We start from the raw sequence: 12,856 nt of genomic DNA on the forward strand, positions 1-12,856 counted from the left end.
CATTTTATTTGACAAAATCGCAAATAAGGAGACTCCCATGGATACGGAAAAGTGCGGCGCCGTCTTGTGCGCCATCAGAGAAGGCAGTCTGTCCGCCGCCGCGGAGCAACTGGGATACACCCCCTCCGGTATGAGCCGCATGGTGGATTCACTGGAAAAGGAAGCCGGATTTCTCCTGTTGAAGCGCAGCCGAAACGGCGTGACCCCCACGGCGGACTGCCTCCGCCTATTGCCTCTTTTGCAGGAGCTGGACCGAACTGCGCAGCGGTACGCCCAGATGACTGCCGAGATTCGCGGCCTCGAAATCGGTTCTGTCACAGTGGGCACCGCCTATCCCGTCTGTTACCACTGGCTTGCGGACCTGGTGGCAGCTTTTGGGCGGCGCCATCCCGGCATCGAAATCCAGATTCTTGAGGGAACCAGCACCCGTCTTGCCGCCGCTCTGGCAGAGCACCGGGCAGACTTTTGCATCATCAGCCGCCGGGAAGGAAATTTTCAGTGGCTTCCCCTTCTCAATGACCCGATGGTTGTCTGGGTTCCGCCGGACAGCATCTGGGCCGAAATGGACGTGTTTCCCGTGGAGGAATTTGCCTCCGCACCCTACATCGCCACTTATCCGGGAGAAGACATAGACGCCACGCGAATGTTCGCCCGACTGGGACTGACACCCCACCAGTGCTTTTCCTCCACAGACAGCTACGCCACCTGCTCCATGGTGGGCGCAGGGCTGGGCATCAGCACCAACAATGCATTGGTTCGCGGGGCATGGACCAGCCAAATTAAAATTTTGCCACTGAACCCACCCCAAACCGTTGAAATCGGCATCGCGGTGACTCCGATGAACGAAATCTCCCCGGCCGCCAAAAGATTCTATGAATTTGCAACCAATGAACTGCACGGAGGTGAGAAAGGCAACCGGACAACCTATTTGAAAAACAGGGATAGCATATTTGATAAAAAATAGTGTAAACCCGAAAAAAACAAAGCTTTGGGTGCAAAAGCACGGAAACCAGCGCCGGAAACGGCGCTTCTTTTTTTATATCGCCGAAAATTTATTATTTATTTGCATTTTATTTAAAAGTCCTGTAAAATACCATCTTGATTAAGGTAATACCTTTAATCCGCACTACAACTAGAAGAGAGGTTATTGAAAGATGAAAATAGCGAAAAAGATGCTGTCTTTTGTTCTGGCAATGTCAATGCTGACAATCATGACCACGGCCGTTTCCGCAAAACCCGCAAGCAAAACCGGCCCCGGCGATGTGGCAGAAAATTCCGCGTTTTTGAAGGCCGTTCAGTTTGTATGGGAACGGGGATATATGAATGGATACGCAGACGGAACTTTTCGTGCCGAAAACACGGTGACCCGTGCCCAGTTGTTTCAGACGCTTTACAATATTCAGGAAACGCCTTCCGTTTCCGGCATAACTTCTTTTCAGGATGTCGCACCAGACGCATGGTACGCCTCTGCTGCCGCATGGTCTAAAGGCACCGGCCTGACAGAGGGTACGTCGGCGGGGTTTTCTGCAAATACGAAGCTCAACCGCCAGCAGCTTGTCAAGGTGATGTGCGCTTATGCAGAGCTGACCGGCGAAACCTTGCAAGGCGGAGATTTGTCTGCCTATAAGGATGTGGATCAGGTGGCCTCCTATGCGCTGCCCTATATGAAAATGGCGGTGGGCTCTGGGATCATCAATGGTAGCGGAGACAAGCTGAATCCCGCCGGTGCGGTGACCCGCGGCCAGTTGGCTCAGATTCTCTATAACTATTTCAGCAAAGCGGAAGCTGCCTATACGAGTGCCAAGCGCCCGCTGCTGCTGGAAGGCGCCATGGGGATTGAAACCACCACAATGGTCGAAGCTCTAACCAATCCAGTGGAATACACACTAGGCCAGTATGATTACGTTGCGGGAACATACTGCGGCTACCCCGTGGTGGTCTGCCGAACCGAACAGGGGCAGGCCAATGCCGCCGCCTCCACGGCGCTGGCGATGGAGTTTTTCAATCCTGTCGCCGTCATCAATCAGGGCACCTCTGGCGGACATGACCCCGCTCTGCACACCTATGATATCGTAATCGGCAAACAGTCCTTTGACGGCAGCGCATGGAAATCCGGCGCATCCGCCAAGGGAGCCAGTGTGGACTACAAAGACATTAAAATGCAGGGCGTCTATGCCTATGACAAAACAGCCGGAAAATTTACGCAGCAGGTCTACTACGATGCCGATGCCACATTGCTGGCGGCCGCCAATGCCGTCAAGGGCACGTATACCCAGGGCAGTGTTGTAAATGGTATTATTGATTCCTGCGATGCTTGGAACAATCAAGTTGACCGTATGCTGTATCTTTACGAAACCTTCGGCTCCTCCTGCGAGGAAATGGAAACCAATTCCGTTGCCCAGATCTGCAAGACCTATGACATTCCGTTTCTAGGCATCCGCATTCTGTCTAATACCGGAATTTATGGCGAGAACTTTGACTGGAAAACCGGCGCGGCCTGCCAAAGCTACGTTCTCAATGTGGCAAAACAGTATATCACCTCCTATCTCAGCAGCGCGCCCGGTTCTGTGACCGCCAACAGCCAAAAGACCTCTTTGAATACCCAGAGCTATGATAAAACACAGAGGCCCATCCTGCTGGAAGGCGCCATGGACATTGAGACGACCACGATGATCAGCGCTCTGAGTAATCCTACCGCCTACAAGCTGGGCCAGTGGGACTATGTGGCTGGCACCTACAACGGCTATCCGGTAGTGGTCTGCCGTACGGAACAGGGCCTTGCCAATACGGGTGCCTCCACCGCGCTGGCCATGGAATTTTTCAATCCCTCTGCGGTGATCGATCAGGGTACCTCCGGCGGGCACGACCCGGCCCTGCACACCTATGATATTGTTCTGGGAAGGCGAACCGTCAACTACTCTGCATGGAAAACCATTGCCTCCGCCAAGGGCGCGGGTGTTGACTACACCGCCTTTGAAATGAACGGCGTCTATGCTTATGACAGAGAGGCAGCTACCTTTACACAGGCTGTCTATCATAATGCCGACCTTGCCCTGCTGCAAGCCGCCAACGCTGTCAAAAACAGCTACACCGATGGCTCCGTGGTGGAAGGGACCATTGGCACCTCCAACGAATGGAACAACCAGATTGATCGGATGCTCTATTTGAACAAGACGGTCGGAACCTCCTGCGAAGAAATGGAAACCGATGCCGCCGCGCAGATTTGCCAAACCTATCATGTTCCATATCTGGGTGTGCGCATTTTGTCCAACACCGGTATTTACGGAGAAAACTTCGATTGGAAAACTGGTGCAGCCTGCCAGAACTATGTGCTCAGCGTTGCCGGAGAGTATATCAGCAGCAATCTTAAATAATTTAGAAGCAGGTGTGGGGCCAGCGCTTTTTAAGCGCTGGCCCCACAGTTATTTTATACCTGTTGAACAGTGGAATGCGATGTGGAAGTCGCGCTGGATCACAGCATGAGCCTTGCACAGCCCCATAAGGCTGTGCACTTCATTTATGACAGCGTTGAACATTCTGTCTTTGAGGTAAAGCACTGCATGGTACACGTCACCCCTTCTGCATAACACTCATTTTTCTGTAAGGTGCGCAGTCAAAAGCTCCAGACTTTTCACCGTAGTACGGTCGAGAAAATGCTCTATTTTCTCGACCTGCTCCAATTCATTATCTGAATGATTTAATGCGCACAGAAAACGGGAAATTACTTCATGGCGATAAAGTAAATAATTGCCAGCCTCCCGTCCTTTGTCCGTCAGATAAATATCTCCGTACTTTTCCGCCTGGATAAATCCAGACTGCCCCAGTTGCTGCACCATTTTTGTGACAGAGGATGCTTTTACATGCAGCATTTTAGACAGATCGCTTACCCGGACGGATTCATTCTGCCCTGTCAGGCGTGAAATCATTTCCAGATAATCCTCCATGGCGCTGGTTAGTTCGCCGTCAGCATTGAGCTCATACCCTTTCATGGTATAGAATTCGTCTGAATAAATCATTTTTTGCACCTCTTCATGGCTACGCAAATACCGGTAACCATTTACGGTACCGTGCATAACATATTGATAGAAAGTTTCCTTATCCTAAATTATTCGAAGGGTGTATCGGTTATGAATAATCAAATTTGTTTGAATGATATAAAGCCCGGCCAGCATGCCACCGTCAGCGCACTGCAATCCACAGGAAGCATGCGTCGCCGCCTATTGGATATTGGGCTAATTGAAAATACGGATGTGGAATGTCTGGGCAGAAGTCCGGGCGGTGACCCCGCAGCTTTTTTGATCCGAGGGGCCGTGATCGCAATTCGTTCCGAGGATTGCCGAAATATCTTAATCCACGCATTATAATTTGGAGGAATAGGAATGGGTCTTACAAACAGTTCCATTGGAATTAAAGCTGTTGATTCCGGATTAGTTATTCAAAAGCAAGCACCAAACGACAAGGTCGTTGCTCTTGCCGGAAATCCAAATGTGGGGAAAAGCACTGTCTTCAACGGACTGACTGGCATGAACCAGCACACCGGCAATTGGCCCGGAAAGACCGTCACGAATGCACAAGGTTATTGCAAAACAAAAAAGAAATCCTACGTCATGGTGGATATTCCCGGTACTTATTCTTTAATGGCGCATTCCGCCGAGGAGGAGGTTGCGCGTAACTTTATCTGTTTTGGAGAGCCGGACGCGGTGGTCGTGGTCTGCGACGCCACTTGTTTGGAGCGCAACCTCAATCTTGTTTTACAAACGCTTGAAATTTCGTCCAACGTCGTCGTCTGTGTCAATCTGATGGATGAAGCAAAGCGAAAAAATATTCAAATTGATCTGCCCCTGATTGCAAAAAGATTGGGGGTGCCGGTCGTCGGAGCTGTCGCAAGAAAAAAGAAAAGCCTGTCCGACCTAATGGGAGCGGTTGACCGCGTCACAGATGGGGCTAGTCAAACAGCGCCTCTGTCTGTACGCTATCCGGAAGCCATAGAAACCGCAATTTCCAAAATTCAACTAATTCTGATGCGGAAATCCGGTGGAAAACTGAACAGCAGGTGGCTTAGTTTAAAGCTCCTCGATCAGGATGAATCTCTTATCCAGGAAATCAACGCTTATCTCGGAGAAGAGTTTCTACAGGATGAGGAATTAAAAGATGCGATTATTCTGGCTAAAAAGCAGCTAAACGAGCAGGGAATTGACACGGATCGTTTGAAGGACTTAATCGTTTCCGCTTTGGTAAAAAACGCGGAGGATGTATGCCGAGATGCTATTACATATGAAAAGACTAATTATGCTGCCTCAGACCGTAGATTGGATAAAATTCTTACCAGCAAGCTCACCGGATATCCAGTGATGCTAGTCCTGTTGGCATTGGTTTTCTGGTTAACCATTACGGGTGCGAATTATCCTTCGCAGCTCCTATCAAACGGCCTGTTCTGGGTGCAGGATCGGCTCACGAACTTTTTCCAATACATCCATGCACCCGATTGGCTTCATGGAATTCTTATCCTTGGTGTTTACCGGGTTTTGGCTTGGGTCGTATCCGTTATGCTTCCGCCAATGGCCATTTTCTTTCCACTGTTTACCTTGCTGGAAGATGCAGGCTATCTCCCTCGCGTAGCCTACAACCTTGATAAGCCCTTTAAACACTGCTGTGCCTGCGGGAAGCAAGCACTTTGCATGTGCATGGGCTTTGGATGCAACGCTGCGGGGATTATCGGGTGCCGGATCATTGACTCCCCCCGGGAGCGGCTGCTGGCCATTCTGACAAACAACTTTGTCCCCTGCAACGGTCGCTTCCCCACGCTGATCGCTATTCTCACTATGTTTTTTGTGGGAACCGCCGGAGGAGTGCTTTCTTCCTTGCTTTCCGCCATACTGCTGACGGCGGTGATCGTACTCGGGGTTGGAGTTACCTTTGCGGTTACCAAGCTTCTTTCCAAAACGTTACTCAAGGGGGTTCCGTCCTCCTTTACTCTGGAGCTTCCGCCATATCGTAAGCCGCAGATTGGGAAGGTAATTGTCCGCTCCATCTTTGATCGGACGCTGTTTGTGCTGGGCCGAGCCATTTGCGTCGCGGCTCCTGCGGGACTGGTTATCTGGCTTATGGCAAATATTTCAATCGGCGACGCCAGTATACTGAATCACTGCGCCTCTTTTTTAGATCCCTTTGCGCGATTGATGGGACTGGACGGTGTGATTCTAATTGCTTTTATTCTGGGCTTTCCCGCTAATGAAATTGTCATTCCCATTATTATAATGGCTTATATGGCACAGGGCAGTATTCTGGAGCTTGACAGTCTCGCCCAAATGAAAGAATTGTTTGTATTAAACGGCTGGACCTGGATTACAGCAATTAGTACAATGCTATTTTCTCTCTTACACTGGCCCTGTTCCACCGCTCTGCTGACCATAAAGAAAGAAACGGGAAGCTGGAAATGGACGGCGCTGGCCGCCGCAATTCCAACATCCGTTGGCATCGTCTCTTGTATTTTGTTTGCCACGGTGGCTCATATGATATGGTAATTGGTTCTGCTAACGTATAATGTTATTAAACACTCCCGTTTTTGCGGAAAAGGTCAATTCATAAGAAAAAAAGGATATAGAAAACCACTCGCCCTACAAAAGACGAGTGGTTTTGGCTTATCCGTTACTGGCGGCTTATCACACAGCCGAGAAGGCCATTTACAAAAATAAACCATATGTGTTCGGATAAGTCTCTATTTTGGTAAACCAACGGGAACACTATCGACAGACAGCATCACACGTAATACAACGTATTGCAAAAAGGAGGAGGCGAGAGCATGACGATTTCATTGAGGCTGAATGAATCGGATTCCATGCTTTCCAAAAGATACGCTGAAATGAACGGTATTACCATTTCCGAGCTTGTACGGCAGTCTGTGGTTGAGCGTATCGAGGACGAATACGACCTGAAAGCTTATGAAAAAGCAATGGCAGCGTACAATGGCAACCCAACTACCTATTCTCTTGACGAATCAGAAAGGGAGCTGGGTTTGCAATGAGTTTTCATGTTGAGTTGTCTGGAGAGGCATTGAAGCAATTAAAGAAGCTGGATAAGCACACTGCGGCCCTTATCATCGGGTGGCTGAGAAAGAACCTGAAGGAATGCGCAGACCCGCGCCAGCACGGGAAAGGGCTTACCACAAACAGAAGCTGCCAGTGGCGGTACAGAGTTGGAGATTACCGCATATTTGCAGAAATACAGGACGAAAAGATCATTGCATTGGTGTTGAGCATTGGACACCGAAGCGAGATTTACAGAGGATGATTTCTTAATTAGAATTGCGCTTGTTCAAGCCTGGGCCGCTCCTGAAAGGGGCGGCTTTTATTTTATATGTATTTTTCCGTGTACTTTATAGGTTGGTTTTTTTCAATTTCACAGAGTATTTTTTAGTAGTTTTTAAAAAAATGATTTTGAACACCTGATAAATAAAATATAAAAAGTGTTTGAAAACCATAAAACAAATGGTTTTCAAGCACTTATTGGCGGAGAATGAGAGATTCGAACTCTCGCGCGGTTTAACCCGCCTACTCCCTTAGCAGGGGAGGACATATCATTGCAGCGCAATGGATTGAGTGCTGTTTGTACACTACGGTGTACTCTACGCAGCGGAACTTTTGCGCGTTGTTTTGCAGGCTTTTTGTTGCTTAACATGCACAGACGGAGTCAGAATCCGGCGTGCCAAAAGCTTGCAATAATTGATACATAAGCGAATGAAAAATTGCCAAATTGTAATTGCAACATAATTTGCAACAATAAGCGGCAAATAATAGTTGAGCCGGAACGCGCGGGGACCTCATCCTTACCAAGGTGGTTGTGTTCAGCGCACGATCACGCTATACCAACGCTTTGCAGGCTAGGAAATTAAGAGGTGACACATATAGAGTACCACATCCCATTGTAAGCTGCATTAAAGCGTGGGATTTGGCAAGTACCTAGGCCGTTCAAATGGGCAGGCCGTGTAAAAAGAAGCAATACTTAATATAGAGAAAGGTCCTTGCTGAGTTGTAGCAAGGACCTTTTTACGATAATATTAGACTATTTTTTAGCCTTTTAAGTTAAAATGTTAGTTCAGCAGAGGTAACTGTAATTGGGTCGGAAGACATATTTTGTATATCCATGAAATAGTATCCCGTTTCTGCAATATCATAACGTAATGATGGATTTTGCCCTTGGGCACGTGTACTCTCCACTGTTTCATAATACGTTTTGCCTTCTACACGTTTGCTAAGACTCGTTTTTGTCTCTGCAAACCGATCAAGAGTAAATTTGAAAAAGATCCTTCTTCCAGAACCAATTAAAAAATCAGTGCCTTTCATGTCAAAAATTATGGACTGACCATTTTTTATTTTTATACCACTCCAAGAATATCTTGCTCTGAAATTCGGTGTGATTCCTCGTTCAATAACATTTCCATCTTTGTCGAGAATAGTATATCCAAATTGCGTAATAGTAGTCTGCTCGTATGTTTCTGTTGCCTGCGCAGCAATGGGTATACATATGCTACTAAGAGTCAAAATTGTTAACAGCATTGCAAATAGTCTGGTTACTTTTTTCATAGTCTATTCTCCTTAAAACTATTAATTTTACTGGTCTTTATGAAACAGCAATTTCACCTTCCTTCATCGCAAGATAATCCGAAGTTGCACTTATAACATAAATAAAATACTCACCACCTTCCTGTATTTCCGTATAATAACTCCCCGACAGTTCCGTGAATGTTTCTCCCGATTTAAATGTTCTGTTTTGAATACATCCAATAATTAATGCTTGGTCATCTACAACATTCGACGGATATTTTTCAAAAGAAAACGATAATGTATCGCCCGGCTTGCATTCCCAGCCTTCTCCCTTTTCCTTGGTAAAAACGATACAGGCGCCATTGGTGAATATGACTTCTGGTGTCTTCCCCCCAGTAGTGGGAAATTTAGTGACGGAAGTAGGTTCAATGGCATCATCACAAAAGCTAAAGTCTTTCAGGATGGATGTAGTGTCTACCATCTCATTTTTGCCTTTACTATCTTCCGAGGATGGCAAAATTGTGGGGGTTCCACCACTCACCTCCGTTCCGATCAATTTACGATTTTTTTCATTGATAATCTGTGCAGTGAAATTTAAATCGACAAATTTTTCGTAGTTAATACCGACTACTACAATTCCAGTAAGAAATAATATTACGACTAAAATTAAACTTTTTCTACTACTCATGTTCATATCCCCCCTTATGCCTTTTCCATAGGTGTCTTTTGCTTTCAATGACCTCTAAAAAAATAAGCGATAATTTTTATTTGCCCACACTTGGAGAAGGGGCATATGGTAATATTTTTCGATGAGAACAACCGCTTTAAAAATGCAGTTATATTTAAATTTATTTATTTATGTTACGCATAAATTATAGCTCGCGTTAATTATAATGTCAAGCATCAATATTAAATATATAAAATCGTTAATTGACATTTCACTTATTTACGAATAAAATAAAATTCAACGAGGTGACTGATATGTTTACACTTTCTCCCACTGAATATGAAATCTTATCGTTGCTTTGGGCGTCGGAACGGGGGCTCACGGCGGCGGAGATCAATACGCTTTCTCCAGAAAAGTCTTGGAAAGATATTTCCATCCACATTATCATCAACAACATGCTTTCCAAAGGAGCCATTAAGGTTGACGGTATGGCTCGCTCCGGCCGCGTTTACAGCCGCACCTTTACGGCTGCCGTCACGCCGGAGGAGTATTCGCTTATGCAGGTGCAGAAAAACGCCGCTTGCTCTAAGGATGCAAGTGCTGTTTACACGGGACTTTTCTGTGCACTTGTTGATAGTGACAGCATTTCCGGCAACGATATTGAAAAAATTGAAGAGATGATCCAGCAAAAAAAGAAGGAGCGTCAGGAATGATCACGGAATACTCGCTGGTGATGTCCGCTCTATGGGGAACAATTATTCTTGCCTCCGGCGCTTTTCTAACAAAAAGTAAGTGGTTTATTCAGCGGTTTGGAATTTCCGGTTTTCTTGTCGTCATGCTGACCGGTACAGCGCGGCTTCTCTTTCCTTTGGAATTTCCTCATACGCTTGTTTTGCGGGATACAGTCCTTATGCCTTTTTTGGTGTCGATTCTTCGCGGTGAAGTGTTTTCCCAGACTGGCGTTGGCATCACATATGGACAGTTGATTCTTGCTGTGTGGGGAGCGGGGACTAGTCTCTACCTGGCCATACTGATTGGAAGTATGATCCGTCAGCAAAAACGGATTTCCAGATTGTGTTTTAGCCAATCGAAGCAGTACAACCGGATTTTGCATGAACTACAGGGCGGTGATCGCTGCAAAATTCTAGTGTCTGAGGAAATCGCTTCGCCGGTGCTTATTGGCTTGTTTCATCCTTGTATCCTGATGCCGGATGTGACCATTAGTGACGGACAGGCCCAATTCGTTCTCCAACACGAGCTGCAGCATTATCTGCACGGGGATCTATGGAAGAAAATTCTATGTGCTGCTTTTTGCGCAGCTTTCTGGTGGAATCCGCTGACCTATATGATTTGGAGGAAACTCGATTACATATTGGAGCTGAATTGTGATCGCCGGGTTGTAGAAGCACAAAGCGAAGAAAAACGAATTGAATACGCGGAAGCAACCCTCTGCATTTTAAAACAGGTAAAAAGCCGTAAAAAAACGCCCTATTGTTCCGTCGCATTTGCAAACGAGGGTTCATCCGGCCAGCTTGCAAAACGCTGCGAACTGATTCTCTATCCGCCCAGAGCATCCTGGCTAAAGCCCGTCCTTCTCCCAGCGCTTGTGGGACTGCTGGTCTTGTCCTATACGTTCGTCCTCCAGCCCTACTCACCGTTGCCACCGGATGATTATATTCAAGTAACATCTGGAACCTCATATTTGCAGGAAAATGCAGACGGCACTTATACGCTGATCATCAACGGTGAAAATTGGGGAGAGGTCTTGCCCAAAGATTTTGATATGCCCCCTTACAACGAGCTGACCATACATAAAAAATAATTTTAAATAAAATCGAAACGATGGAGTGTTTACCATGCGAAAAGCGAAAAAATCTCTTGTCTTGGTACTATTGGCGGCTCTAGTCTCCACTAGCATTATTCCAGCCCATGCCACTGAAGCAAATGTTACCAGTCAATCGGAGGGGGTAACCATTAACGCTGTTGAAAATGAATGGGTTTACCGTCTTTACAATGGTCAGCGTCAAAAACGACTGTGGTCAAACACAAAAGCAGAATGGCTGACTGATTGGATGCCAGTATAAATCCACAACCAGCTAACTGCTATGAAAACTATCCTGGAAGTCATACGATTTTGGGATAAGTAGACCCACTGCCTTTTAAGCAGTGGGTCCGGGGTTCGAATCCCCGCCGGGTCACCAGCATTTTCCCTAGAGCTGCAATAGCTCTAGGGATTTTTTTGATAAGGTAGAATAAGTTGCGCAAATTGAAAAAGGAAAAAAAGAGACATAGTTTGCAGTCTTTGATAGAATGAAGTCACGACACACCATTCTGAAAGGAGACAGCAAACCATGTCCGATAAAATTGTACAGTTAAACGAGGAAGTAATCAAGAGTCAAATCAAGGAATTGGTTCGGGGCAGCGTGGAAGGAACGCTCAACGAGCTGCTGGAAGCAGAGGCGCAGAAGCTGACGCAGGCCGCGCGCTACGAACGCAGCGAGGAGCGGCAGGCATACCGGAGCGGCCATTACCAGCGCAATCTTACCACTAGTTCCGGAGATGTGACGTTGAATGTGCCTCGTCTGAAAGGCGTAACCTTTGAAACGGCTATCATTGAACGCTACCGCCGCCGCGAGAGCAGCGTAGAGGAAGCACTAATTGAGATGTACCTCGCCGGCGTTTCTGTTCGGCGGGTAGAGGACATCACGGAGGCACTCTGGGGCAGCAAGGTATCTCCCTCGACCATCAGTGAGCTGAACAAGAAAGCATACGTCCACATTGAGGACTGGCGGAACCGTCCCTTGCAGGGCGGCAAATACCCGTATGTTTACGTAGATGGCATCTATCTGCGCCGAAACTGGGGTGGAGAGTACGAGAATGTGGCCATCTTGGTAGCGATTGCGGCGAATGAGGACGGGTACCGTGAGGTTTTAGGCGCCGCAGAAGGCATGAAGGAGGACAAGGCCAGCTGGGTCAGCTTCTTTCAATGGCTCAAGGGACGGGGACTTGAGGGAGTCAAGCTCATTGTGGGAGACAAGTGTCTTGGTATGCTGGAGGCAGTGGGTGAAGTCTACCCCGACGCCAAATACCAGCGCTGCACCGTCCACTTCTACCGCAATATTTTCTCTGTTGTTCCTCGCTCCAAAGCGAAGCTGGTAGCCAAAATGCTCAAAGCCATCCATGCCCAGGAGAGCAAGGCTGCGGCACTGGCAAAGGCCAGAGATGTGGTTGTTGCGCTGAAGGACTTAAAGCTGAAGGAGGCCGCCAAAAAGGTTGAGGACAGCGTGGAGGAGACGCTCGCCTACATGGCGTTTCCCTTTGAGCATTGGACGCGTATCCGCACCAATAACGCCATTGAGCGGCTTAACCGGGAGATCCGCCGCCGCACCCGCGTGGTGGGAGCCTTTCCGGACGGAAACTCTGCCCTTATGCTAGTCTGTGCGCGGCTGCGGCATGTTGCCGGTACCCAGTGGGGAAACAAGAAGTACATGAACATGAAGCACTTGGAGGCAACCATGGACGACACCTCTTTGGCCGGTTGACTTCATTTCATTTCAGACTGCAAACTAATTTGCGCATAATCCTTGACGCTAGGGGGTGCGGACGAAAAGTTGGACTATCAGCAAACCGGTAGGAGGAGAAAATG

The 12,856-nt window shown here is 47.5% G+C and carries 13 protein-coding genes and 1 pseudogene; 11 read left to right on the top strand and 3 right to left on the bottom strand.

Annotated elements, in window-relative coordinates:
• Positions 1 to 37 precede the first annotated feature (37 nt).
• From RTK01_RS05395 to RTK01_RS16830, 3 genes are all read left to right on the top strand, one after another.
• Complete coding sequence (locus RTK01_RS05395) at positions 38 to 964, top strand: LysR family transcriptional regulator (protein WP_312279986.1); 927 nt, start codon at positions 38 to 40, stop codon at positions 962 to 964.
• 190 nt (positions 965 to 1,154) lie between these two features.
• Positions 1,155 to 3,374 carry an S-layer homology domain-containing protein gene (locus RTK01_RS05400; protein ID WP_312279987.1) on the top strand — a complete coding sequence of 740 codons (2,220 nt, stop codon included), beginning with the start codon at positions 1,155 to 1,157 and terminating at the stop codon, positions 3,372 to 3,374.
• Positions 3,375 to 3,455: 81 nt separating this feature from the next.
• A complete protein-coding gene (locus tag RTK01_RS16830) occupies positions 3,456 to 3,587 on the top strand; it encodes a hypothetical protein (RefSeq protein ID WP_397352375.1) in 132 nt (43 codons plus the stop codon).
• 3 nt (positions 3,588 to 3,590) lie between these two features.
• Here the strand turns inward: RTK01_RS16830 and RTK01_RS05405 are convergent, their stop codons facing one another.
• Complete coding sequence (locus RTK01_RS05405; RefSeq protein ID WP_312279988.1) at positions 3,591 to 4,016, bottom strand: iron dependent repressor, metal binding and dimerization domain protein; 426 nt, start codon at positions 4,014 to 4,016, stop codon at positions 3,591 to 3,593.
• A gap of 111 nt (positions 4,017 to 4,127) precedes the next feature.
• Here RTK01_RS05405 and RTK01_RS05410 point away from each other — a divergent pair, with 111 nt between their 5' ends.
• From RTK01_RS05410 to RTK01_RS05425, 4 genes are all read left to right on the top strand, one after another.
• On the top strand, positions 4,128 to 4,364 hold the full coding sequence (locus RTK01_RS05410) for a FeoA family protein (protein ID WP_294853216.1): 237 nt from the start codon (positions 4,128 to 4,130) through the stop codon (positions 4,362 to 4,364).
• 15 nt (positions 4,365 to 4,379) lie between these two features.
• Positions 4,380 to 6,524, top strand: coding sequence for a ferrous iron transport protein B (gene feoB / locus RTK01_RS05415; RefSeq protein ID WP_312279989.1), 2,145 nt, complete (start codon positions 4,380 to 4,382; stop codon positions 6,522 to 6,524).
• A gap of 278 nt (positions 6,525 to 6,802) precedes the next feature.
• Entirely contained in the window at positions 6,803 to 7,024 is a 222-nt protein-coding gene (gene relB / locus RTK01_RS05420; protein WP_312279990.1) for a type II toxin-antitoxin system RelB family antitoxin, read from the top strand.
• The gene (locus tag RTK01_RS05425) at positions 7,021 to 7,290 is read left to right on the top strand and encodes a type II toxin-antitoxin system RelE/ParE family toxin (protein WP_312279991.1); all 270 of its coding nucleotides are present in this window, start codon (positions 7,021 to 7,023) and stop codon (positions 7,288 to 7,290) included. The genes relB and RTK01_RS05425 overlap by 4 nt, the downstream gene beginning before the upstream one ends.
• A gap of 791 nt (positions 7,291 to 8,081) precedes the next feature.
• Here the strand turns inward: RTK01_RS05425 and RTK01_RS05430 are convergent.
• Together RTK01_RS05430 and RTK01_RS05435 are read right to left on the bottom strand one after the other, a co-directional pair.
• Positions 8,082 to 8,582 (bottom strand): hypothetical protein, encoded by a 501-nt coding sequence (locus RTK01_RS05430; protein WP_312279992.1) that lies wholly within the window; start codon positions 8,580 to 8,582, stop codon positions 8,082 to 8,084.
• 37 nt (positions 8,583 to 8,619) lie between these two features.
• Complete coding sequence (locus tag RTK01_RS05435; RefSeq protein ID WP_312279993.1) at positions 8,620 to 9,231, bottom strand: hypothetical protein; 612 nt, start codon at positions 9,229 to 9,231, stop codon at positions 8,620 to 8,622.
• Between the two features lie 293 nt (positions 9,232 to 9,524).
• Between RTK01_RS05435 and RTK01_RS05440 the strand changes: the two genes are divergently transcribed.
• From RTK01_RS05440 to RTK01_RS05455, 4 genes and pseudogenes are all read left to right on the top strand, one after another.
• Positions 9,525 to 9,923 carry a BlaI/MecI/CopY family transcriptional regulator gene (locus RTK01_RS05440; protein WP_312279994.1) on the top strand — a complete coding sequence of 133 codons (399 nt, stop codon included), beginning with the start codon at positions 9,525 to 9,527 and terminating at the stop codon, positions 9,921 to 9,923.
• Positions 9,920 to 11,032 (top strand): M56 family metallopeptidase, encoded by a 1,113-nt coding sequence (locus tag RTK01_RS05445; protein WP_312279995.1) that lies wholly within the window; start codon positions 9,920 to 9,922, stop codon positions 11,030 to 11,032. Before RTK01_RS05440 ends, RTK01_RS05445 begins: the two co-directional genes overlap by 4 nt.
• Positions 11,033 to 11,066: 34 nt before the next feature.
• Entirely contained in the window at positions 11,067 to 11,294 is a 228-nt protein-coding gene (locus RTK01_RS05450) for a hypothetical protein (protein WP_312279996.1), read from the top strand.
• Between the two features lie 261 nt (positions 11,295 to 11,555).
• Positions 11,556 to 12,752, top strand: a pseudogene (locus RTK01_RS05455) (IS256 family transposase); the annotation flags it as partial.
• Between the last annotated feature and the right edge of the window lie 104 nt (positions 12,753 to 12,856).

This window comes from Oscillibacter sp. (assembly GCF_031978065.1).
In the GTDB taxonomy this organism is placed as follows: Bacteria; Bacillota; Clostridia; order Oscillospirales; family Oscillospiraceae; genus Oscillibacter.

Bases quoted from the DNA above. Each gene is read 5' to 3' on its own strand.
- RTK01_RS05395 (WP_312279986.1), top strand. From the start codon at position 38: ATGGATACGGAAAAGTGCGGCGCCGTCTTGTGCGCCATCAGAGAAGGC.
- RTK01_RS05400 (WP_312279987.1), top strand. From the start codon at position 1,155: ATGAAAATAGCGAAAAAGATGCTGTCTTTTGTTCTGGCAATGTCAATG.
- RTK01_RS05405 (WP_312279988.1), bottom strand. From the start codon at position 4,016: ATGATTTATTCAGACGAATTCTATACCATGAAAGGGTATGAGCTCAAT.
- RTK01_RS05410 (WP_294853216.1), top strand. From the start codon at position 4,128: ATGAATAATCAAATTTGTTTGAATGATATAAAGCCCGGCCAGCATGCC.
- feoB (WP_312279989.1), top strand. From the start codon at position 4,380: ATGGGTCTTACAAACAGTTCCATTGGAATTAAAGCTGTTGATTCCGGA.
- relB (WP_312279990.1), top strand. From the start codon at position 6,803: ATGACGATTTCATTGAGGCTGAATGAATCGGATTCCATGCTTTCCAAA.
- RTK01_RS05425 (WP_312279991.1), top strand. From the start codon at position 7,021: ATGAGTTTTCATGTTGAGTTGTCTGGAGAGGCATTGAAGCAATTAAAG.
- RTK01_RS05430 (WP_312279992.1), bottom strand. From the start codon at position 8,582: ATGAAAAAAGTAACCAGACTATTTGCAATGCTGTTAACAATTTTGACT.
- RTK01_RS05435 (WP_312279993.1), bottom strand. From the start codon at position 9,231: ATGAGTAGTAGAAAAAGTTTAATTTTAGTCGTAATATTATTTCTTACT.
- RTK01_RS05440 (WP_312279994.1), top strand. From the start codon at position 9,525: ATGTTTACACTTTCTCCCACTGAATATGAAATCTTATCGTTGCTTTGG.
- RTK01_RS05445 (WP_312279995.1), top strand. From the start codon at position 9,920: ATGATCACGGAATACTCGCTGGTGATGTCCGCTCTATGGGGAACAATT.
- RTK01_RS05450 (WP_312279996.1), top strand. From the start codon at position 11,067: ATGCGAAAAGCGAAAAAATCTCTTGTCTTGGTACTATTGGCGGCTCTA.